This window comes from Actinobaculum suis (assembly GCF_900102025.1).
GTDB classification, from domain to species: Bacteria; Actinomycetota; Actinomycetes; order Actinomycetales; family Actinomycetaceae; genus Actinobaculum; species Actinobaculum suis.
On sequence record NZ_FNAU01000018.1, the window covers coordinates 1 to 24,093 of the forward strand.

13 protein-coding genes, 1 pseudogene and 1 CRISPR repeat array are annotated in these 24,093 nt (G+C 56.7%); of the genes and pseudogenes, 1 reads left to right on the plus strand and 13 read right to left on the minus strand.

The genetic code is table 11. The features are described from left to right. The 10 genes from BLT47_RS08215 to BLT47_RS09205 all read right to left on the minus strand — a co-directional run. The coding region (locus BLT47_RS08215; RefSeq protein ID WP_143021822.1) for a helix-turn-helix domain-containing protein at window positions 1-480 on the minus strand (480 nt) is incomplete at its 3' end. Between the two features lie 75 nt (window positions 481-555). Next, a CRISPR array of direct repeats spans window positions 556-2,841; the repeat unit is 28 nt; unit sequence GGCTCATCCCCGCCTGCGCGGGGAGCAC. 171 nt (window positions 2,842-3,012) lie between these two features. Continuing rightward, complete coding sequence (gene cas2e, locus BLT47_RS08220) at window positions 3,013-3,360, minus strand: type I-E CRISPR-associated endoribonuclease Cas2e (protein WP_049620050.1); 348 nt, start codon at window positions 3,358-3,360, stop codon at window positions 3,013-3,015. A 10-nt stretch (window positions 3,361-3,370) separates the two neighbouring features. Then, complete coding sequence (gene cas1e, locus BLT47_RS08225; RefSeq protein WP_049620051.1) at window positions 3,371-4,297, minus strand: type I-E CRISPR-associated endonuclease Cas1e; 927 nt, start codon at window positions 4,295-4,297, stop codon at window positions 3,371-3,373. Window positions 4,298-4,299: 2 nt separating this feature from the next. Continuing rightward, window positions 4,300-4,968, minus strand: coding sequence for a type I-E CRISPR-associated protein Cas6/Cse3/CasE (gene cas6e / locus BLT47_RS08230; RefSeq protein ID WP_074663686.1), 669 nt, complete (start codon window positions 4,966-4,968; stop codon window positions 4,300-4,302). Further along, the gene (gene cas5e, locus BLT47_RS08235; protein ID WP_074663690.1) at window positions 4,968-5,675 is read right to left on the minus strand and encodes a type I-E CRISPR-associated protein Cas5/CasD; all 708 of its coding nucleotides are present in this window, start codon (window positions 5,673-5,675) and stop codon (window positions 4,968-4,970) included. Before cas5e ends, cas6e begins: the two co-directional genes overlap by 1 nt. Window positions 5,676-5,678: 3 nt before the next feature. Further along, window positions 5,679-6,821 (minus strand): type I-E CRISPR-associated protein Cas7/Cse4/CasC, encoded by a 1,143-nt coding sequence (cas7e, locus tag BLT47_RS08240; protein ID WP_074663695.1) that lies wholly within the window; start codon window positions 6,819-6,821, stop codon window positions 5,679-5,681. Between the two features lie 23 nt (window positions 6,822-6,844). Beyond that, complete coding sequence (casB, locus tag BLT47_RS08245; RefSeq protein ID WP_074663698.1) at window positions 6,845-7,504, minus strand: type I-E CRISPR-associated protein Cse2/CasB; 660 nt, start codon at window positions 7,502-7,504, stop codon at window positions 6,845-6,847. Further along, on the minus strand, window positions 7,501-9,228 hold the full coding sequence (gene casA / locus BLT47_RS08250; RefSeq protein ID WP_074663701.1) for a type I-E CRISPR-associated protein Cse1/CasA: 1,728 nt from the start codon (window positions 9,226-9,228) through the stop codon (window positions 7,501-7,503). The genes casB and casA overlap by 4 nt, the downstream gene beginning before the upstream one ends. 295 nt (window positions 9,229-9,523) lie before the next feature. Continuing rightward, window positions 9,524-12,379 (minus strand): CRISPR-associated helicase/endonuclease Cas3, encoded by a 2,856-nt coding sequence (locus tag BLT47_RS08255; protein ID WP_074663705.1) that lies wholly within the window; start codon window positions 12,377-12,379, stop codon window positions 9,524-9,526. A gap of 111 nt (window positions 12,380-12,490) precedes the next feature. Further along, window positions 12,491-12,694 carry a hypothetical protein gene (locus BLT47_RS09205; RefSeq protein ID WP_143021823.1) on the minus strand — a complete coding sequence of 68 codons (204 nt, stop codon included), beginning with the start codon at window positions 12,692-12,694 and terminating at the stop codon, window positions 12,491-12,493. Window positions 12,695-13,754: 1,060 nt separating this feature from the next. Between BLT47_RS09205 and BLT47_RS08260 the strand changes: the two genes are divergently transcribed. Next, entirely contained in the window at window positions 13,755-14,954 is a 1,200-nt protein-coding gene (locus tag BLT47_RS08260) for a hypothetical protein (protein WP_218122565.1), read from the plus strand. Window positions 14,955-15,263: 309 nt separating this feature from the next. Here the strand turns inward: BLT47_RS08260 and BLT47_RS08265 are convergent, their stop codons facing one another. From BLT47_RS08265 to BLT47_RS08275, 3 genes and pseudogenes are all read right to left on the minus strand, one after another. Then, entirely contained in the window at window positions 15,264-16,397 is a 1,134-nt protein-coding gene (locus tag BLT47_RS08265; RefSeq protein WP_083330181.1) for a class C sortase, read from the minus strand. Window positions 16,398-16,575: 178 nt separating this feature from the next. Further along, a complete protein-coding gene (locus BLT47_RS08270) occupies window positions 16,576-18,477 on the minus strand; it encodes a SpaH/EbpB family LPXTG-anchored major pilin (RefSeq protein WP_074663713.1) in 1,902 nt (633 codons plus the stop codon). A 1,586-nt stretch (window positions 18,478-20,063) separates the two neighbouring features. Further along, window positions 20,064-23,990, minus strand: a pseudogene (locus tag BLT47_RS08275) (DUF5979 domain-containing protein); the annotation flags it as partial. Window positions 23,991-24,093: the final 103 nt, after the last annotated feature.

Here is a 24,093-nt window from a genome sequence, read left to right on the forward strand (position 1 = left end):
CCAGTGTTTAGCGAGTTTGTTTTTCACGGCTCTAAAAAGGGCTGGGTTGGCTAGGATTTTGGGTTGTTTGGGACGGCGTTGGCGGGCTTTGGTGAGTTGATCGGCCCGGTAAGGCCGATAGGTGGCGGCCAGTAATTCTGTGTTGCGGCGCAGTTCGCGGCTGATTGTTGATGGGGCGCGGCCCAGCGTGACCGCGATTTTGCGGATGGAGTAGCCCGCGTGCAGCAGATCAGCGATTTGTATGCGCTCAGCCTCGCTTAGATAGCGGGCGTGTAGTGGTGCAGGTTGTGGCATGTCGCCACGGTACCAATCAACACTTGGCGCTTCATTACGCCCGGTGGCACGGGTCCGCCCGTTCCGCCAGACCTTACCAGTACGTTTGGACACGCCAACCGCGCGGGCAGCGGCAGTGAAATTCATACCCGAGGCCACAAGATCGAAATAGCATTCACGCCTGGCAGCGAGTTCTTCCCTATTCATAACGCTCCTCAGAATCGAGCGTTGCAACAATCCCTAGAACCCGCCCCCCCCCCAATTATCGATTCGGCGGGGGGGGGCTCATCCCCGCCTGCGCGGGGAGCACCACGCCGTATCGACCGTATGGGACCGCATGCCGGGCTCATCCCCGCCTGCGCGGGGAGCACGTTTCCTCAGCGCCCGCGGCCGCATTCCCCTTGGGCTCATCCCCGCCTGCGCGGGGAGCACGTTTCCTCAGCGCCCGCGGCCGCATTCCCCTTGGGCTCATCCCCGCCTGCGCGGGGAGCACATTGTTTTGCCTTTTCTTGCTTGTGTTGCGAAGGGCTCATCCCCGCCTGCGCGGGGAGCACAGTGGCGAGGACGTGCGCGTAAATAGGGACTGGGGCTCATCCCCGCCTGCGCGGGGAGCACCCTGTTTTTTGCTTGTAGGTATGCTCAGGTTTCGGCTCATCCCCGCCTGCGCGGGGAGCACGCACCCACCACCATGGAAGAACGCACGCTGTGGGGCTCATCCCCGCCTGCGCGGGGAGCACTGAAATTCATTGCCCCCACTACACCAGCCCAGAGGCTCATCCCCGCCTGCGCGGGGAGCACCCACTCTCACGGGCGTATCTACGCGTGTCAGGTGGCTCATCCCCGCCTGCGCGGGGAGCACAGGATAGGCCGCCCGCTCCAGTGGTTACCCGGGGGCTCATCCCCGCCTGCGCGGGGAGCACTGCAGACTCGCAATCTCTTCTTGCGCCGCCACCGGCTCATCCCCGCCTGCGCGGGGAGCACAGGGTAGCTCAGTAAGCCCCGGCCGGAATAATGGGCTCATCCCCGCCTGCGCGGGGAGCACCCTGTTCAAAATCGTTGCCGTTAGCTATTGCGGGGCTCATCCCCGCCTGCGCGGGGAGCACTGGATTCGTACGTAATCCTCATACCGTCTTTAGGGCTCATCCCCGCCTGCGCGGGGAGCACCAGGCGCTACCACGCGCAAGGTCGAACGGTGGGGGCTCATCCCCGCCTGCGCGGGGAGCACGAATACCTTTTCACGGTTTTCGGCATCCATCTCGGCTCATCCCCGCCTGCGCGGGGAGCACAGAAAACACCGATGAACTCGTTGCCTCCATCCGGGCTCATCCCCGCCTGCGCGGGGAGCACCAGGTGCCACCACGCGCAAGGTCGAACGGTGGGGGCTCATCCCCGCCTGCGCGGGGAGCACTTTTCATTGTGTCTGGTTGCACTATTCCGTTTGGGCTCATCCCCGCCTGCGCGGGGAGCACTTTTCATTGTGTCTGGTTGCGCTATTCCGTTTGGGCTCATCCCCGCCTGCGCGGGGAGCACCTGGCGGTACTTTTTCTGCCGCCTGGTTGGCGGGGCTCATCCCCGCCTGCGCGGGGAGCACAGCCTCGTGCCTAGTTCGTTTGTGGATGTTTCGGGCTCATCCCCGCCTGCGCGGGGAGCACCTGGAAATCATCCAAACCGACCGACCGCCACCCGGCTCATCCCCGCCTGCGCGGGGAGCACGCACACGGAAAGGACCTTCATACACGGTTATGGGGCTCATCCCCGCCTGCGCGGGGAGCACCCAAGATCGCACCATCTCGCAGGACTCCAGTCGGGCTCATCCCCGCCTGCGCGGGGAGCACCACCACATCTATAGGAAATGAGGCGACGTCTTGGGCTCATCCCCGCCTGCGCGGGGAGCACAGACTGGAGGCGAAGCCTATATTCCGCTGTCTGGGCTCATCCCCGCCTGCGCGGGGAGCACTTGTGTGGTGGGTAGGTAAGCCGCGTCAGCGGGGGCTCATCCCCGCCTGCGCGGGGAGCACCTATAAAGTTTCGATTTTGGGGAGTTCTATTCCGGCTCATCCCCGCCTGCGCGGGGAGCACCACTCACCAGGAACCGGTTTTAATAGTTTTGCGGGCTCATCCCCGCCTGCGCGGGGAGCACGCAAGCACAAGCGCAAGCGGGTGAAGGCAATGCGGCTCATCCCCGCCTGCGCGGGGAGCACAGATGTACAGGCCAAGGCGTGGCCATCGTTTTCGGCTCATCCCCGCCTGCGCGGGGAGCACGCCGCTGGTTGCGTTACGATCATCTGGGAAAAGGGCTCATCCCCGCCTGCGCGGGGAGCACTGGATGTGGTTGCTAGTGGTGAGGGTCAGGACCGGCTCATCCCCGCCTGCGCGGGGAGCACCAGCCGTGCAGGACCACCAGGCAGCGCAACCGGGGCTCATCCCCGCCTGCGCGGGGAGCACAGTACAGCGAGGATGAAAAAGACTCGGGGACACGGCTCATCCCCGCCTGCGCGGGGAGCACGTATTGCGTCGAATGAGGTGGCTAGCGCTAATGTGGCTCATCCCCGCCTGCGCGGGGAGCACACTTGCTGACCAGTGCGTATACCGCCAGCTCCTCGATTGTACATCTAACTTATTTCGGCCTAACTGGAGGTTACTCAACGAACGTTTCCCGATCCGATCTGCACATCACTATCGCACACAGTCCACGATGCGCGAGCTGTCACCGGTTCGAACGTCCGAACAGTTCAGCAGTTATCGATACTTTTTGCGCTGATGCCTCGCAGTCGACCAACCAGTTCTTCGCTGACTGGTTGGATGCTTCTGCCCAGCATCTGGCCGAATCATTAAGGTCAAACCATCAAAGTCTGTAGGGTCCCAATCGTGCCGATGGGTTCGAAATATCATTCCCTGCTCGTTATTCGCAGAGCAGACCATGATTGCCCGGCCGTCTTTGCAAAGCGCGACGGTACGTGCCCAGATCTGCTCCCGTATCCGCGCGCTGGGAGTTCCCACGAACACTCCTGGCGCGATCTCCATCAGCCATTTCGTGAGATCACCCCGCAAACCTGCGGGCACGGCGGTCACAGTGAGAACAAGCATCTTATCAACCTCACGTCCCCCAATTGATTCCAGCAGGAATCACTTCAAGATCGCTCCAGAGGTACAAGTCAACGTCAACATATGCGTCGTCTTCCGAGATATCCATAATCTCTTGAACATCGCGAACCATCCGTTGCATAAGCCGCGCAGAAACCACCTTGTCTCGGATACGTTTGCGCACGTTGAGTTGGTCGCCTTCCATGCTTTCCGCAACCGCTTCAAAGGCAGCAGGAATAGAGATTTCTGCCTTATAAAGATCGGCGACGTCGTACACGAACGCACGATCAGTGCCCGAGTGGATAATCCCGAGTGCGGGTATGAAACCAAGCCCGACGATCACTGCATGGGCAATTCCATACAACGCCGCCGATCCTTCAGTTAACGCCCGATTGATCGGATCACCCGATTCGAAATCGTTCGGGTCATAAGACCGGCGCGTCCATTGAACCCCTGTGCGCTGAGCCTCAACGGCGTAGATCGTTTTCATCCGTGCGCCTTCTCTGCCTCGAAGCTGCGCCATGGTCAGATCTTCGACATCTTCGTCAGGAAATCTCTTAGCATACATTCGCCGAGCGCATCTTAATCGCGAGCGCTGGTTCGACCAGACTTTCGCGTGTGCCTCAGCGAATTTTGCTGTCTTTGCAGCCGGCCGGCCATGAGCATAGTAGCGAACGCCTTTCTCTCCCACCCATACCACTGACGTACCGGCGTCGCCCAGAAGCGCCATCGCCGCATAGGTCACCTTTGTTCCGGGACCCATAAGTACGACGGCGATCTGGGTCGCCGGAACGTGAGCGATTCCGCGTGAATCCTGAATGGTGAGAGCATTGCCATCCCTGTTGATCACCGCTCGTTCGACGTAAAGAAAAGAGATCCTGTTCTCCATCCTCGTCAACAAGAGGCGATCTATAGGTGTGCTACTCGGATTATCCGCCATGATTACACGCGGCCTCGCGCGAGTGTGAGCAAACCGCAGCCGTATCCCTTGGCACGTCCTATCCCGTTAACCAGGCCATAACGCAGTTTATTCGCGTCGACGACCTTCAAGCTTCCGGCAAAACGAGCAGTGACCAAGTGTATGCGGTGCTGCGAATTCCCGTCGGCTGCCCGCTTGACGAAGTTGAGAGGCTTGCTCTCCGTGACTTGAAAGCTGGGTTGCTCCGCCGAGCCGAAATCGACGCCTAGCGATTCAGCCTTTCCAAACAACCATTTCGTCTGCTCTGGAATGCTGAGATGCGCCACAACCTTGCCGCGCTTGGCCCGGCCCCGATTGATCGTCTTCGTCGGATTAGCTAAGAGCTCGAAGTTCCATTCTTGACCTTCGCTAATTCGATCTAGCAACCGATCGTAGTCGGCAGTTTCCTGCGGACGGGCTTCCCAGCCTGCTTCATCCACGATGTGCGCAGCGGTCGGTTTTTCCGGGCCAACGATATAGAGGGTGTGCTGATGCCCCCGCTGATCGAGACGCCACAGGATACGTTCATCCTTGACGACTACGTCGCTGGGGAAACTTGCTTGCACCGCAGCATGCAGCGCATGTGGATTGGTCAGGTATTTTCGCCCTTGGCGGCGTGCCGGATTAAGTAGCACTCGAGTAAAGGTAGACATCAGGAAATCACCTCATCGAAGAACGGATCGCGGTTCAGGCTTTCTCCATTCTGGATAGTTTTCGAACCAGCGAAGACCACCGTGCGCCAGTCATACTCTCGGCGGCGTTGAGCGAACGAAACGGGAACATCTTGCCTCGCGACACCGATTTCACCCGGTTTGCCGTCACGGTAGATAGGCAGTTCCACCTGCCGAGCAGATTCTTTCTTGTATGCGGCGGTTGCATGCCAGACGTCGTGCTCAAGCAGGGCCTCGACTACCGGTTCATCGATAATTCCAAGGTCGAGCCGCGCTGGTGCTGGGCATGATCGACGGCCGAGGAATAGCGGATATGCCGGTTCGCGCAGGGCGCGCTGAAACCCTTCCAGCTCACTCCTATCTTCGCTACCAACCGCGGCCACGAAAGCCGCGTCTGCTAAGAAATATCGAGTTACTAATTCGGCGGGTTTGGTCGGCTTCTTCTTCTGCCAGTACTGAGCCGTCTGGTAGTCGCGCAATAATGTACCCGGCTGGTCGACCCGCACCGCGAAATCAAGCCGCACGAGATCATCCAACGGAGCGGTCCGCTCTCGACCAAGCGCAGAAGCTAACAGACCAATCACACCAGATTTGCTCGGCGTGGAACCTGTTGCCCTGATCTTGTATCGGGACTCGTCACCCCACGATTGCATAGGCCCTTTGAGCAGTAAGAGTAGAGAATGCTGCATTCGCTATTCCGCCTTAGCTGCAGCAAGAAGCTCGCCAACCTTCTCGGAAAGCTTCTGGAATGTCACGTTTTCCGCGAGCCCGGAGAACGGCTCACCCAATCCACCCGTTGCGAGAACGTACGCTCCAAGCGGTTTCATGCCATACGTTTCTTCGATGTCGCGAGCTTCCTGCGCGAGAGCTTCGGCTGCTGCCCGACGGCGGGTGGAGTCTTTCCGTTCCACCGGATCTTCAAAGGCGTTAACGAGCGAGACGGACCTTGTGTTCCGGACCGCGACGTAGACGAGTTCGGGAAGGGTATTGTTCGCAAAGCTATTCTGCTTGCCGGTGGGCATGGACTCCACAAACGCCTTCACGAAAAGAACTGCCGCCTCGTTCGCCATATCCGCATTTCCAAGATTTGTTGCAAGGCCTTCAACGTTGACCGTGGCAAACCGGTACAGGGTTGAGGACATCATCTGGGTGGTGCCAATCATCCCCGCTCCGATCTGCTCGGCGTCTTCGAGGACGTCGTCGATCGCCGTGTAGTAGTCAAACTCCGGTTCTGACTCATGGACGCCGATAGCATGCGCAACCTGCACCGAGGCGTCGACATTGAAGGCGGGCGCTTCGGCCAGCATCCGACCAAACATCGCCATATCAATAGAGTGTTCAGTGTTAAGAATGTCGTCAGCCTCTTTTGTAGTGATTTTTCCACCATCAGCGTCAACGATTGCCTGAGCTGCTCGTTCAATCTGATGTGGGCTCAGGAACAAGAGCGCAGCCGTTGTGGGATAGGGCGACTGCTGTACAGAGTCCTTGCCATCTTTCGAAACCTTGGGCTCAACTAAATTGATCCTCTTACTCGGACTGGGAGCCTTAAAAAGATCGCCCACACCCTTAATGGCCTTTTCCAACCCAAATTCTGGCGAAAGTTCGATGACCCTTTTCGCGATAACCTCAGGAATATTCTTCGAACGCACGCCGATCGCTTCCGGACCTATTTCATTCTCGAAATACCGCCTAATCGCCCGCTTCCAGGCCTGAGATGAGACCCGCTGACGCGGAACTCCACCAAAAATGGCGGACTTAGGCGCTCCGGTATCGTCACGGTTGATGAGGCTCGGTGGCACTGTCTGTAGCGCGTGAATATCAATCACGAGTGTCATTACTATCTCCTATAGGTTGTTGGTTAATTGGAATGTTTTTGGTCAGGTGTCGGTGTTGCGGAATAGCTTCCACGGACAAAGTCTCTTCCCCAGCGAAGTTGGACGCCGGCTCGTTTCTTCGGATTTGCCAACGTGCGAAGGTCGACCGCAAGCCGGCCGTAATCGAAGCCAATATCCTGCGCTCGCATCATGGTAATGAGCGAGCGGATGTGAACAAGGCGTGCACGCTCGCTTCCAGCAAGCAACATAGCATCGATACGTGGCTTGATTGAACCTGAAGATCCCTCTAGCTTTCGGTACAGATTGCCGCAAGCCTGCGCGAAGCTCACATCATCCAGATAAACTTCCTGCGAGGCTGACTGCATGTGAATAGCAAATAACGTCAATGCAATGTACGCCGCATGCTCAGATGGTGATGGCTTGTCACCATGGCCTGCAAGCTTTTCACCAAATTCACCCTCCATCACGAAGAGTGCCTGCGCAAGAGCCAGCGGATTATTCGATATATCGAGACTGGCGTACCGACGCAACTTCGCAAGGTCAGCGCGAGCCTTGTGATGCTCCGGGGAGTTTGAGTCCGCAAGATATCCGTTCTGAAGCCTTTTGCATGTCACGTAAACCGCGTATCTCAAATGGTTTTTCTCGGGCGCCACGTTAGCGCCGTCGCTAAGTGTTTGCGTCATGACGCGTTCTCCTTCATATCGTCCTGATTAGCTTTTCCCTTATCGCTACGCGTTCGAGGGAGGGTCTTGTCCAGCGCCCACTGCAGGCGCTGGTAATAGTCGTAGGCGGAGACGACACGGCCTTTCGCCTCCTTCGATTGATCAAGAACTCGGCCAACAAAGGCTCTAGGTCCCGCACCACGCAGAGCAATCTTCGCCTGAACATCGATCGCGTCACGTACGACCTTCTGCCAATTGGTCACCCGCTCATCGAGGTCCTCGTTAGGCTCGCTCGCCTGCTCCGCTGTGAGCTCAGCTAGTTCCCGAAGCCACGTATTGAATCGAGGTTCTAACGCGGCAAGTACCCGATCCGTAGCCACTTTCCTGGCAAGTTTCCGCTTCCTAACCTCATCCTTGGATTTGTAGCAGCCGCCGGCAGCCAATCCCAAGTTATCTACGAACCATCCGAGCTCTTCCGCGGCCTTCGTGGCAACGGAAACAGCTTCGCGCACTTGAATTCTCAAATCCTCTGACCCTTCCATCAACACATTCACCGGCATACTCATCTGGGCCGCGTAAGTCGTAGTAACCGATGAATCCTGGCGGCCATACTCGATGGAAACGAGCTCGAGATTCAACACAGGTGGAACACCGTCCACCTCCCGTGCAAGCAACGCAAGGCTGTCGAGAGTCTTCGGACGCTTCGGCGCCTTGTCTTTCCCGCTGAATCCGTCATCCGTCTCGGCGACGACTAGTGCGTCAAAAGCCTTCCACATCGTCCGGTCGACGTCGTAGGGGCGCGGATAGTAGACGTCCTTGCCCTTCTTCGATTTGTTCGTCGAGTATCTGTACGGTGTCATCGGGTCGCCAAATATATTCGCCCCGCCATCTGGGATGCGATCTCCGTTCGACACGACGACGCCGCACACCCGGTCGTCTTCAACATGCAAGCGCACCCGGCGTGATTGCCATGTAGCCAAGTCTGCCGCACCTTGCGGAAAGGGACTTTCCCCGACAGTCGATCGCTGATCTGGCCCATCGGGATTTCTTTCCCACACGGGCCTATCCTCGACGCTGAGAATTGTTTCTTTGGGGGTATTGAGAATGAGGGTGTCTAGGAGATTCTCCCCGACGACGAGCGTTCCGCCTGTCATCCCAGACCAGCCTGTTCCAATCGGGTAACCCTTACCTCCCTTGACACGTGAATCCCCAACGGCCCCGGATTTGATCCCTGAATAGTCGTACGCCTGTACATACACGAGCCAACGGGCAGCTTCGGCCATGCTCAGCGAGTCACGTTCAACGCCTGCCCTCATAGAGAAGTAAGAATCTTGCGACTCTGGGACGATGGTCGACACGTGCTTGACCTCGCCCGAACTCACATGAAGATCCGCGACCTGCATGAAAGGACGCTCGGCATCCACAAGGTCGAAGCGATCCTCATAATTCTTCAGGTAGTTAAGAACCGCTTCGTCCCTACCGGAATCTTGAAGCTGCTCGCGTAGATCCTCGAACCACTCGGCGTGGTTGAACGCTTCGCCCGGATCTACCTCCGTGTCGGGATGATGCGCTCGCCAGAAGATCGCAAGCAGCAAGCGCATCACCGCGTAGTTCTGGGCGGGAGAGTCGCCTTGAATAAAAGAAATCTCATTTGAGCCGTCGAACACGTCGCGGATACCAACCATAACTTGGTTCCCCTCGGCGTCGACGGCCTTAATCCAAGGTTCGTCGAGTAGTGAAAACATCAGACCTCCTTTCAGTTACAGAGATGGTTTCTGCTTACAACAACATTAGCACTCGTTTTAATTATAGAAAGTTGATTTTGGTCTTTCTGCTCTCGAGAACATTCTTGCATCCCTCCACCTTCGGCTTAAGCCAGCGAAAGCTATATAGTTGATCCCGTTATTTCCCTGCTGTTGCAAGGATGAGCTGTTTCTGTAATTCAAATACAATTGATTGGCTTCACCTCCCCGCGCGGCGAGGTCTTCCTTTCCATGCACGCCATGCATGGCATCTTGCCCTTCAACTCGTCGTGTCATGTCATGATTCCTCGTCCGTTGTGCGTTCAGTGTACGAGGTCGCTTCTTTATCAGTCACAACTAGACCCACTTCCTTGTCGTAACTCAGGTCAAACCTTCCCACGTGCGCCTGACCAGACCGATCAAAGCGAAGGGCTACTTGGCCGCGGAGCAAAGCTGAGTTCGACCATTCCACCGGCGTCTGCGTTTCAAGCTCACTCACGACCACGTTGAAATCCCTCTCCCATTTCGTCATCCGGACTGGGAGCCTGAGCGAACTGCCAGCAAGTTTGATCGCCTGCTGATAGGTAGGTTCGACACCTTTGAGGACTTCGGATCCGTCGTCATCGTTTCCGAATGGGCGGTAGCCATAAGCCGTGTCCTGCACAGCAATGACCTCCATGCTGAACTCCGTATCGCGCACCTGAGCGGAGCCAGCTTCTTCACCAACCGAACCACGGGAATCATCGTGAACAATATTGAATAGATCCTGCAGATCCGACGCTCCGGCCAAGTAAGGAAAAAGAAACGCTTGAGCTCTCCCTACCGATTCCTCCCTTGCCTCCGCATCCTTGCTCACAGCGGCGTCCCACCGCTCCTGCCAGCTCTCGGGTAGGTGCGGCTGGGCATCATAAACTCTGCGTACCAGTTCCGGGACATCCGACGGCCGCCGAATCACTTCCGGTAAATGAGCCATAGTTGAAAGGAGTATCGCTTCCCCGTAGATAAGCTGGGTTCCCGAATCAAACCTCGGAACAGCATCCTCGTCGTAAACCCCACGAACAAAAACCATCGGGTCCCGGAGTTTCACGGGGCGATCATCCCGGGGGCGTTCGTGACGATGAATACGGCCAGCACGCTGAATAATCAGATCTATCGGAGCAATGTCAGTAATCAGCACGTCGGCATCGATGTCCAGACTCTGTTCCGCCACCTGAGTGGCCACGATAATCTGCCGCCACGGCCGGCCCGCTCCCCGCCGGGCACGCGGACCGAGCCGCTCCCGCAATGCGTCTTCCTTCTCGCTGCGATCAGAAGCAATAAAAGCGGAGTGGTGCAATTCAACCTCGCCTGGAAAAACAGCAGAGAGTTCTCGATATGCCTCCTGCGCTCGCCGAATAGTATTGCAGATGACGAGCGCGACCCCGCCGTCGTCGAGAAGCTCGCCGAGCGTTTGGCGAAGCACGCCTAGGTCATCACCAATCCGATGGACGGCGATCTGTGCGTCGTCCGGCCGCGGTGGGGTCGGGATTGCCCGTACCTCATTGGCATCAACCACGCTCACGAGTGGGTATGAACTGACGTCCAGCACGTCCGCAGCATCTTGCGCTCCCCTCATGACGGCCGAGCCATAAGCTGCCGCCAGCTTTTTCCGCTGGGCCGGTGGAAGGGTTGCGGACATCAGAATCACGCTCATTCCATAGCGAGCGCACCACTGCAACACCCGGTATAGGTATTGGGACATGTAGGCGTCATAAGCATGGACTTCATCGATGAGAATCACTTTGCCAGTCAACGCCACATGCCGAAGCATGGAGAAGCGCACCTTGAGAGCCATCATCAGTACTTGATCGACTGTGCCCACCACGAAATCAGAAAGCAAGCCTTTGCGAGAACCCGATAGCCACTGGTTCGCGACGATCTCGCCCATGTTTTCTTCGCTATCAGAGCCCCGCGTTAACGACGTCGCATTTTCTTTCGTTGTGCCGAACCGTAGCCGCTGGAATTGCTCAGAAAGCCAGTTCTTGGAATGCGCAAGATACATGGACGCCACACTGCCGCCGCGCGAGGAATGCCTCGCCCAGTCCACAACACGCTCAAATAGCCCATTCGCGGTGGCCATGGTCGGAGCCGCAACGTATACGCCCTGCGCACCCGAATTATGCCCGAGGACGTGAGCCGCGGCCAGACCGGCCTCAGTTTTGCCTTCACCCGTTGGAGCTTCGATGATCATCAACATTGGGCCTTTGGCTGATTGAGCAGTCGCAACAGCAACGGCTTGAATCGGGCGCACCTGTACCGAATCGTCCCAAGCAAATGTGCGATTGAAAAGCTCTTGCACGCTGGCAGGAGGATCAACTGGCGTCCAGGGCAATGGGAGATTAATGGCCTCCATGCCCGCCGCTACTCGCTCAGACTGCGGTGCGATCGCTCCGTAAGGGAACGCATTCTCATTCGATGCGATCCAATCTGCCATGATTAGAAGTCCCACCATAAGCTGAGGGGCACCCGCTACTGGTTTCTTCTTCAGTTTGCCTAGAGATTCACCGACACCGGTAAGATCCGCCATTGACTCGATAAGCTCCGCGGCGACGTCGTCGAAACGACACTCGCGTCCCTCAAGTTCTTTAATTTTTCTCTCGAGCAAAACCGGGTCTGACGTGAACCCATGATGAGCATCTACAACCGAGATCAGTGAGGAAACAATCGGCTTCTTTAGTCCGTTGGCTAGTAGCCAACGCCTCAGGAATACCGCAGAAGCTAACCCGTGGGGAAATTTGATATCCGGTCCCTCTCCTCGTGGCCAATCAAGTGAAAGCCCGGCCTCCTCAATCGGGCGAAGTAGATAATACGAATCTGGACGCCGCTCTACTATGCGTTGAAAGGAGACGGTCGCCTTACCGACGTCGTGAACCCCGGCAAAGAAAATATAAAGCTGCCGCACGTCCTGTTCGTCGAGTTTCCAGATCGCAACCAGGGTCCGCTTCAACGAATCTGAGACCCAGTTGTCCCACAGCCACTCCGCCACGCAAGCTGTATCGATGAGGTGTTGCGTAAGCCGCAGATAGGCGTCCTCGCATCCGGACTTTGCCCACAGTGAATGAGCTTGCGGGCTTAGGCTATTGAGCCACGTTTCTGCGCGATTTGCGATGTCCATGAGCTACCTCCACGACGTCGGTGAAACTAACTCTCAGCATAATTCTGGCCTCCGACATTATTTGCACGCCCCCGTCACCAAGAAGAATTCTCGCCGATATCGTGTCGCAATTTACTCTCTAGGACCATTAGGGAAATTTGAGTCACTCTCAAGCGCTTTTCTAGCTACAAGAGTTACAAAAACGCCCCCTACTATTGCTCCCAAAATTGATATTGGGTCAAAGAACGCCCAATCCCTGGCAAATGAGATAATTACCCAAAATGCCAGCACGATAGTGACGAGAAAACCAAGCGTAAACACATTCTTCAGACGCATTAGACCTCCCCAAGATTAAAGAGTGCAGGACACCGCTGCAACAGCCAGTGCGGCAGCAATTAGTGCCGGACCTCTACTTCACCACACATAGTGACGTATCCAACACTACCACTTAGGGAGTCACTAAGAGCCCCTCCTTTGCAACACGCAACCTGACGTTACGTGACAAACACGCCCCTCCTGTCGTGCACGCTCTCGCTGGCTGGACCTGCGCCGCACCTAATTACTCGGTCTAGACCCATGATGCTTGCCTGGGTAGGCGACAATCTCACGGGCAAAGCGCGTCCGTTTCTGCCGTCCCCGTACACATAGAGCAACTACCTCTCTCACCTTTAGAGAGTTGGCATTACTGCTGCCATTTACACCCACTTCGCATGACTGCCAAAGGCGCAACTGCGGTAACCCTCCCGACACTCACTACGAAAAACAAACTGCCCGGCATTCACTACGAAAAAAGGAGCCTCCTTTTACTTTCTCGCCCACCGTTCGCCGTCTGTGATTTTACGCACGCCAAAGCTCTTTAATTACCAAATCATGCAGGTGCATTAATTAGCGCCACCCACCTGCCGGATTGGCACTAAAGTCCTGGAGTTGCGCAAACAGCTCCACGCGTTTACTAATCCCTTAAACGCGGCTCTGATAGTGCTTTTATTCCTATACTTTCAAGAAATTTGCGCCGCAAAATTCATTGAACGGTCACCTTCTTTGGGTTAGGTTGGCCTTACTGCCAGTAGGCAACTTCCCGCGCCGTAGATTTTCTCGCAGGCGCCAAATTTTACATCCCCTTCCGAAACAGCAACTCTTGTTTCGAAGCAAGCATTCTTGTCAGGAGAAATATATGAAATTCGCCAAGCTTGCAGCTTCTTTCCTAGCTGCAACATTGGTAGCCGCCATACCCGCCACGGCTGGTGCAGCCACCATACGCGACGATTACGCCGAAACCCCGAAAATCAACCCGGAACTCCCAATTGTTCACACATACCACGGTTCCGATCACATCAAAGCCAATATTCTTAATCCACACCCTGTATGCAATCCGTGGGAAGACTACCGCACGGTTGTGTACGAGGTGAAGGATAATTTCACGCCTGCAGGTACTATCTCCGCCACCAACCAGACAGACAAAGACATTCCGCTGTCGCAGTCTTTGTCCATGAACCAATCTATCTCCCTTAGCGTGAACGGTAACCGCACGTCCTCTACCTCAGTTAATCTCGGCGGCAGCTACAACAAGGACGGCGAGTCTGTCTCTACCGGCATCACCATGTCTATCTCTGAGTCTCTTGGCGCCTCCGCTTCCTACAGTCTTAGCTGGACCCAGGGACAGCAAATTGGGCCTTACACGATTAGCCCCGGCCAGACCGGTGAGGCCACCTACGGTTTCCGCACTATTTCCATGGACGGCACGCAGCAATACTGCAAGCCGAACGGCACTTGGTCTACCCCCACACCGTGGTCTTCCCTGGCTCCCATAAAGAAGGAAATCAGGGTCAAGACTTACTCCACCGCAGCTGGATCCCATGATGCGGTTGCCAACAACAAGGTTGACCACGTTATCAATGAGAAGCTTGACAACAAGACCGAACCCACCGTCGAAGAGAACCCCACCGTCGACGCCGGTGACGTGGTTGGCGATGACTCTGCTGTAGACGAGAGCACGGTGGTGGAGCCCGTCGAAACCGAGGAAATCGTTTCTGGCCCGGAAGCTGAGAACAAGCTTGCCGAAGAGGAAGCAAAGGCCGCGGAAGCCAAGGATCCTTCCGAAGTTTCTGCACCGCGCGAGTACGAGCTCACACCTCGTCTTACCACTGCTAAGGCGACCGGTTTCTCCGGCGCCGTTGCGCTTCGCCTCAAGAACACCGGCACCAAACGCTACGAACCGGACTTCCCTTACACCACTTTCCGGCTCGAGGTGAAGACCACCGCACAACCCGGTGACTATCTTTACGGCGTTGACCGGTTCATGACGCCTGGCTGGTTCAACGGTGCATACACCCGCGATCTCGGCTTCGATAAGGAACGTTCCGTCCGCACTTTCGAGATCACTCTGTCCAATCCGATTGAACCGGGTGAGGAAGTGCTGGTTGCCAACCTACACTTCGGCGATGGCCTTATCCGCGGCCACCGGATGACTAACACCATCACGGTCACCCAAACTGGTGGGCACCCGGGTGATGCCAACTTCGAGAACGAAGTTGAATTCAACTCCGCGGACATCACCACCAACGACTTCGGTGAAAAGCACAGCGGCGTCTTCTAAATAGATTCCATTGCTTACAGGTAGGGGTCCGGATCGGGTTTCCGGTTCGGACCCCAACTTTTTGTCTGCGAATGGGCGGGATTTCCACGCTTTTCGCGCGGGAGAGCTGCCACACTCGAATGGAACCTGCCAACCCAAGTACGAGGAAAAGCGAACGCCACAAAAATTGCGACGCCGGCAGCGTGCGCGGCAAGTACTCCATACCGCTACGCTACCGAACGCGGGCTAACTGCACTACCAAACGCGGCCAGACTGCGCTACCAAATGCGGATAGCCTGCGCTACCAAACGCGGGCTACCTCTAACTTGGCTAGGTATTGTCAGCTAACTCGGAAAGGCCTGGCAGCCCCTCCTGCCCCGGTGAACCCTCGTTCTCTACCACGTCCGCAGCTTCTTCCTCTTTCGCGCGCTTGCGGCTCTTAATAAACCACCAGATAAGCCGCCCGGCTATCAACAGCCCGATTATGGCCCCGATGATTAGCAGGATCATCCACCATGCCCAAGCCATGCCACTAACGCGAACATGCTCCGGAGTGGGAATAATGCGTTCACCGGTAACTAGCAATCGGTGTGAGTTGATGCCGTATGGCGTGCAGGTAAGCAGAGTGACGAGGTCTTTATCTTCCACGCGAACCAGGTGGGAGGGGTCATCGGGTTCTACGGTTTCGATGGCGATCACGCGGTAGCCAAGTTCTTCGCCGAGCACGTTGAGGAAGAATTCGTCGCCCTTTTCAAGTTCGGTAAGCCGATCAAACATGGTGGCGTACACGAGCCCGGTATGTCCCGTAAATACCGCATGTCGGTTAGTACCGCCCACGGGCAGGTCGCTACCGTAAAGATGGCCGAGGGAAAAGTTGAGAGTGCTCGCGTCCGTACCGTGCAAAATCGGCAAATTCAGGTTGATTTTAGGGATTTGCAGGGTGGCCATGGCATGCGTGGTACCCGGCAATAAGGTGAGGTAATTCTGGTATTCAGGGGAATCGCGCACCATCGAAAGCAAGGGCTCGAGAACCGGTTTACCGTCGATAGATTTGTTGTATTCCTTGGCGCGCGCGATCTGCGAATCAAGTTCGGCTTGCGGGACGGAGTTAACGTAATCCTCATACAATTCCGCTTTGCGCCGGTCCAAATTGTTGTTCCAAGCGGTAGAAATCACCGGATACGCAATGATGCTCACCCCGAGCAAAACGATAAGAATACCGATTGCGAGGGGCCAGTTCGAAGCCAAGAATCTATCCCACCGCCCGCCGGCGGTCTTTCCACCGTCTGCGCCGTTACCCGTGCCGCCATCCGCCGTGTCGCTGCCTGTCCCGGCGCTTTGATCGAGGCCTGCGGAAGTTTCAGTTTGGGTTACTTCTTCCCACCATGCAGAAAAAGTATCTGCTGGGGGTTGTTGTGGGGAATTAGGGCCGTGTTTTCCTGAAAAGCTATCGTGTTTTGCCATCTTCCGCCTCAGATAAGCCTGACCGGCGGGCAGGTGCCCACAAGTTGCTAGCTGGCTTTCAGCCCTCTAGCGGTGTGGGGCAACCAACCCGCCGGTTAGCGGTTATTTATTTGCCTCTAGCCGGGTTCCGGTGAACCACAGGAGTTCTGCGGAACCAGGTTTCGGTGATTATCCGAATCTAGGCGCTGTGCTGCTGTTCCTTGCGGCGCTTCGCGGTGTAGCTGAAGAGCGCTGCACCACCGAGGATCAGCACGGCACCGATGATCGCAAGGATCACGACGCCGGTGCTACCCGTTGCGGGCAAGCCGAACCAGCTTGCGCCGTCCTGCTGCGGAACGTTCGTGATCGTTGCAGCATAGCCCGGTTCACCATCTACGTGCGTCAAGTTGATGGCGATCGTGTTAGGCGTCTTCACGTAACCCGTTGGAGCCTTAATTTCTACGAAGTAGTAGGTTCCATCCGAGATAGGCTTGCTGGACTTAGCAGTTCCATCCGCACCGGTCACCATGATAGGTCCGGCACCACCGCCTGCTCCTGGTTTCTCCATACCGTCAGAGGCTCCCGCGGGCGCGGCAATCGTCTTGTGGAGGGATTCAGAAGTCTCGCACTGCGCTGTATCCTTGGCGCACAGATCCGCTGCTTCCTTCGTGCTGAACACGTAGAACTCGGCGCCTTCCAACTTCTTGGTGGTATCTCCGGCATCAACCTTGGTCAAGGTGAAGTCCTTGAGGTGCAGCACCGGGTCCTTACTCGGGTCGGTTGGCTTCTCGGTCGGAGGAGTCGAGGGGTCCACACCGGCCGGGCGGCCAAGTACGAAACCACCATTATTTACAATCGCGTCACCGCTGCCAACGTACTCTGAAATTGTGAACGTGTAGGTTACACGCACCTGCGCACCCTGATCCGCACGCTTGGCAGCTGCGATCTTTTCCAAACCAGCTTCGGTGAAGTTCACCTGAATCCGTGGCATCACCTTGCCGGGGTCCGAACCAGGCTTCACCATTGGGTCGAAGACAATTTCCTCTTTGAGTTCAACCGTGTAATCCGTACCAAGGCTCAAGGTCTCGCTAACGTTTCCATCGCCCTTCAGGAGCACTACCGTGCCCACGGTGGCCTTTAGGGACTCGTCTTGCGTGTCAAGCGATCCCGTAGCAAGCGCCGCTTCTACCTCCGCAAACCCATGCGGAGCGGGCTTATCGTAGATCGCGTATCCGTGGAGATTATTGGCCGTATACGCATTAATGGTTGCGGTTACGTCGTAGCTGATTTTATCGCCAGGCAGGTAGCTCTTAGCAGCACTGGAGATGTTCTTGGTGACGGTATCCACCTGGTTCTTCGGGTACACGTGAGTCGCGTAGAGGAACTGGGTGTTGTTTACCGGATCGGAATCATTCGCGAGAGCAATCGGCACCGTCATGTAGAAGGGAGCCGCAGCTGTAAGGCCATCCAGCTTACCGGAGGCGGTTTGCGCGTTTACGGGATCACCTTCGGTCACTCGGTACAGACCGAGGGCCAGGTTATCGAACTTGGCACTACCGCTTTCGTTCGTCGTGACTGACGCCGGCGTTGCGTCCACGAACTTGAGCGTGGCCAGTTCGTCCTTAAGAGTGTAACCTTCCGGAACGTCTACGTTACTCGCATCGAGCTGGATCGTTTCTGCACTCGGGTTCGCGTTGAATTTCTTCACCAGGCCCGAGATCTTGGTCCAGGTGTCAAAGTTCGTTACATCAACGTTGAAGGTTTCCTGCTTTTCTTCTGCCGGAGTGCCTTCCTTCACCACCGTGTAGGTAATGCTGTCAAGCTTTTCTACCGTGTACTCCACATTTTGAACCGGTGTCAGGCCGGCCAGAGCCTCAGCATTCTGCTTGGTGCCGTCGTTGGTTACATTTTCCAGGGAGCCCGAAGCGGCCATGTACTTGTGTACTTCAATGCTTCCCGTGTATGCCTTACCGGTTTCTGACCAGGGGGCATCCGGGCTGGGATCAACCGCAGGTGGCGCAGCATACGCTGCTAGCGGCGATACCAGAAGCGCCGCGCTGGCCGTGAGGGCCACAAGCGCTCTCTTGATCGTCTTCTTCATAAATAACATCCTCTTCCGTGGATTTTTGGAACTTATATATTCGCCATCGCGCGGCGCGGACCGACTATTTAGTGCGTTATCCGCCCATCGATCTGAAAACAAACGGGTTATTCACGCTTCCTTTCATTCCGGTTTTGGCTGCGGATATCGCTACCAAAAGTTGATCTCGAGTTTGTGTTGGCTCTTGTGCGCGTGGCACACAAGGGCTCTGTTGTGCTCCGGTACGTCAATACCAGGGCGGCTGCCACCAACCCCAGCATGAGAGCCAGGAAGCACAAGCGCCATCCCGGAACGCCCGTCATAGGCAGTTCCGAAGCATCTGTGTAAGCAAGCTTGTACGCAATAACTTGCTCCGGTGTATCCGCGTTCAAAGTGAGCGCTTCCGCGGCGGTAAACAGCTGGCGTTCCACGCCACGAAGATCCGGATTCAGGACGATATCTCCTGCTCCATCACGCAACGCCGCAGGCTTGGTTACCACCGTGGGATCCCACCGGAAACCAGCACCAGCCAGTTTCATGGCAATATCCTTTGGCATTTGCGCAATCGCATCCTCACCAAAGTCCGGCTTCACCGTGCACGCCGTTCCTTCCGGAACCAGTTTCGTCCACATATTTGTCGCTTGGTCAGCCGGAACGGCCTTAGCGTCCGGGTTTTCCGGCGCCGGGTTTTGGTGCGTCGCGAACCGCTCATTGAGCGGCGCCCCACTTGCCGCGAACGTAGAATTCTGCGGCATATTCGGGTACTCGCAGGAAACATCGAAATTGAAGGGTAACGACGTAACGTCTACTTGGTGCCCGTCGATTTCTGCCAGACCTTCTAGACCTTCCAAAACGGTACCGAAGGAATAGTTAGCAGTCCGCAACTGGTAACGGTTCTCAAAGGTCACCGCGGTAGTCTCACCTGCCGAGAGCTTGAGCTCCTTTTCGTTAAGCGGGCGGGCATTCACGTTATCCAAGTTCCGTCCATCTTGTGTGCCAAGTACCTTCTCAGTTATCAGGTACGGCTCAGTATCGACGAGCTTCGAAATCGTGATCTGCGAATCGAGTTGCACATTACGGCGTCCCGAATCAGGGGAATAGACATAAGCATCGAGCGGATTCTTCGGTTCCTCCCCGGGTGCTTGCCCTTCCGCCCGCTGGAACTGCTGCGTGATCGTACACTTCGCCGCGGCCGGCAGATCCAGGTATTGCGGGCTGTTCGAATCAAACCGGTCGTATTCCGGATTCGGTGCGGGCTTGATTTCCACGGGCCCCTGCCCGTTTCCTGCCTGCACGGTGCCGGAGTAGCGCCGCGGTTGGCCGTCGCCATCCTTCAGATACGGGTCTACACAGTCATATTCGACGTCGTACGACTCCACGCCTACACCGGGCCCCACGTTCACATAGTCACCGTCGGTGCTCTTATCGTCACGTTCGATAAGCACAGCCAAAGCGGCACGTAGACGCTCGTATTTGCTGTTCGAATCGATCACGGTAACGCGTTGTGCCCTGTTCTCATCCCGTCCACCCAGGGCCGGGTTGGTCACGAAGGCGGCCCGCGCCACCTGCCCCACGCCCGGATCTTGCGGGGTTACGGGCAGAGTTTCCGTAGCGTTGATCTTGCTTGGCGAGGAGAACGTCGTCTCCGCCTTGGCATCATACGTGGGAGCCGCAAATTCGCTCACCGTACACGTGTAATGAACCGGGACCAACAACTCGAACACAGCCGTGTGGTTGCCGCTCTTCTTCAGCTCCAGCGTCTTTTCGAACTGCTCTTGGTTTGTGGGCAACTCATCATCGCCCACCATAACCTTGTCGGGATCCTGGTAGCAGGTCAAATGCACCCGGTAATCATTGTTTTCAGCCAGTTCTTTTCCGTCGCCGGAGAAGCTCTTCCGGATAACAAGCTGCGTCTTATTGAAGGTGTACTCACTCCACGGCGTGATGGTGCCGTAGAAGCGTTCCGCTACCGGAGGTACCGGGCCCACTTTGTCTCCGTATACGGAGGCGCAGGTTTCACCGCTGCCTTGTCCATCCGCGGATGCGTCGCAAAGAACATTCCCGGCCGGAGCCGTAACCTTGGTCGGCAACTTGAACTTAATTACCGGGCCGTCCTGCCCCTTCAGGTAGCCGCCCTTAGCTTCACTCGTGGCCCCACTGGGTTCGGCCAGCTCCGTGTACTGCGCGCGGGATTCCACGCCGCGAGACATCGGGCCGGTACCCGCCTCCCAAGTGGGTACCCAGCTTGTATCGTCAATCCGGGCGCTAGCTTCCGTCTGGAAAGCTTCGCATTCCGCACCCGCGGGAATACCCGCGATCTGGTTCGGAATCGCCCCGACCGCAAACCGGGAAGCCTTGAGTGTGCTCCACCCGTTCGGATCCACCGGTTCGGTATCGAGCAGTTTCTCCGGAGTCTGCTGCGGGTCATTCCATACGCCTGCCGGATTTGCCTCATAGGTACGGCCCGAAGTTACCGGGACGCCGTTAAGCGTGCACCGGAACTTGGTATCTAGGAGTTTGGTGGGCAGTACCTGCGCCACGCCGTCGCCCTTCACCTTCATCTTCACGTTGAACTGGGCGGGCAACATATCGTAGGTGAGCTTATAGTTCATCTCCGATGGTTGCGCGGCATCCCCAGTCACCGCGAGGAAGGCCGATTTGCCGTAGTCGTTGATGGTGTAGACACCTGGGCTCGCATTGCCGGCACTGTGATTCACATCGGCGCCGTGGTAGAAACCAGGCGAGTTTGTGGTATCCAGTTTGGCCGCATCGAATAGCTCCCAGGCAGCCGCAGCTACCGGGCTCTCCGCATTGATCGGTGCGAAGGCCATGTCAGGTGCGCCTTGGGCAATGCGGAATTCGCAAGTAGCGCCGCGCGGCACATCCTTGATCGTGACCGGCACGGTGGCATTCAGATTCTCCCCGAGCCGCTGGGAACCTTCTACCGCGATCTGCAGCGGATTCCTCGGGTTATACAGCCTTTCGGGAGAAAGCGCCTCTCCCGGAGTTTCACTGTAGTAGCAACGGTAGCTGAGCCAGAGCGCTTCACTGGCCGGGGTAGCTTCGAGGGCTTGTACCCATCTCGCTTCCATGCCCGCGCCGTCGGCCTCCCAAATGGTGGCCGTGGTGGTGCCTTGCTTTTCAGTAGGCACCGTGGCGTTCACGCTCACGTTTAGGTTGACGTCCTTCTTCAGAATGGAGAACGTGTTGCGGAAGGAAAGGAAACCTTGACTTCCCTGCGCTGGCGAGCGGAAGGTATAGCTTTCTCCCGGTGCTAGTGCTACCGGTTGCGAAGCGGGTTTCGCTTCTCCCGGGTTCTGCACATAGAACTCCACTTCGGTGCTAACCGTGTAGGGTACGACGCCGGCGCTTTCGTCTCCTCCAGCCTGGGGATCGAGCAGGGTAACCGTGCAATCCGTATCTACCGGCAGCACATCAATCGGTTCTGCATCGTAGACATAGATATCTACCGGCTCTTGCCCGGGGCATTCGAAACGCAACTTGGCAGCATCATCTATATAAGGCAAAAACGGAGAGTCTGCGGGATTGAAGTTATCCGCATCATTGGCAACGCGGGCCATAATGTTTGCTTCGACCTTGTCGAAGGTAGAGGTGATATTCATTTTTGCCCCATCGCCCACGGTAACCCTATTCTTAGGGCCACTGGGTGTTCCCACAGAACCGTTATCGTAAACGGCCTTGCCGATTACGTCCGACGGCAGATTCGGGTATTCGGTACTGAAGGAACACACCGTGCCATAAGGCAGACCGCGACCATCAGCTTCCGTGAGCACCTTCTCCACCGGATTATCGGTGCGATCATTCGTCACCTCGACGCTAATCGGATCGACTTCGCTACCATCGGGCCGCTTACACTTCGCCGTGATCTGCTTGACCTGCGCATCTACCTTGCTTTCTCCTTCCGGAGTGGTCAGGCCGGCGCCGGCCACTGACCGGTGAGTAACTGGAAGCGGCGCCCGCTTGTAATTCGCCACGGTCTCCAGCGTTATATCAACATCATTTGCTTTGACTTCAAATTGCTTGGCAGCTGGATATTGCACGGCTTCCAAGTTCGGGTTCGCGTCAAGCTCTGCAGACGGGTTCAGACTCACTTCGCAAGTGGAATCGCCCGGCACGTCCGTGAAGGATACGGGCAGAGCATGGTCCTGCGTACCCGGTTTTATTTCGAAGGTGCGCTCATAGAGTTCCTCACCCGCCGCTCCTCCTTGCGGTGTGCACTTGAGTGTGCCCGTCATCGGGGTGGGAAGGCGCATAATCTCCCCAGCGGCGTCACCACCTGCCAGGTTCGTAATATTCACGGTATTTTCCTGGCGTTTGATGGTTTCCACTAGTTCGAGGCGCATTTCGACGCCGGAAGCAGTGGGGTTTTCTACCCATTGCTGGTCACCAGTGTGCAGATACGTGTAGTTATCCGAGCAATGCGGGAGTGGCGTATTACCGCGTTCACCTACCGGAATCGGTGTTCCGTCCGCCCGGAACATGTTTCCGTAGTATTCTCCGCCCTTCTGGTACTTCTGGTAATCACCTGCACACATATCAGAGTTGATCTGTTGCTTAGCCTGCGTCCAGCCGGTACCGGCGAGCTGCTCCGCCAAGGTAGGACCGTCTTCCACCGGGTCATAGCCCACGGCGTTTTCCGGAATATCTGTGGAAATCACGCAGTGGGTACCTACCGGGAAGGTAGCTAGCCGGTCGAGCGCTGTTGCTTCCAGCCCCAGCGCGGGATCCGCAGCCGCCTTCTGCTCAGACTGCACAAAGTCGATATAGCCTGCCGCAGGATCACCCGTATCTACCGCGTGGACGGGAACACCCACCACGTCCGAGATCACCATGCCGGGGAAGAAAGGCACTCCCTTTAGGGTTTCCGGCGGATTCGCGGGGTCAGACATGTACCGGCACGTGAGTTGCACCGGAATCTTCTCAATACTGCCCAATACCTCGGCCGGCGGCGTGCCGCCTTCGCTTTCAACCCGCATGCGCAGCTTAATCTTCGCCTTATTCATGGTGAATGTGGTGCGCGAGTTGATATTCGAAGCATTGCCCTGTGCCGGCGCTACGGTAAGCACCGCCTCCGAATTGTATTCACTCGGGTTTGGAATTGGCGTACCCGTAGCCGGATCGTTCTTCCCCTCCGTAGAGGTGATCTTCGCGCCGTAACCGGTGTACTGCGTATTCGAATTGAAGATCCGGTCTGCTTCCATCGAGGAATACAGCGGATCATTCCGATCCGTGTACTTTGGCGGCAGGGTAACTTTCTCCTGCACCTTACAGGTGGCACCGAGCGGCATCCGGGTAAGCTTCACGTTCTCCGCTAACACTGACTGCGTCTGGAGCTGCTTATCTACCCTCACTGAATAGGGGTTGGGCACTTCTCCCGCACCCGGAGTATCACCGGGTTCTCGGTATATGCGCGCTGCATCCAGCGTGCCCGCACTCGCGGGATCTCCAACATCTAGAGGGTCCTCACAGGTGTAGCCCAATTCGAAGGTGGAGCCAATCGTGTCATACCCCATCGGCGAGGGGGCCCGACCCCCGGAAAGTGGACATGGGGGTGGTGTTTATGCTGCAAGGTCAAGTGTAGCTGACGCGTGTTTTTCGAAGGTGTCTGGGGCCTGG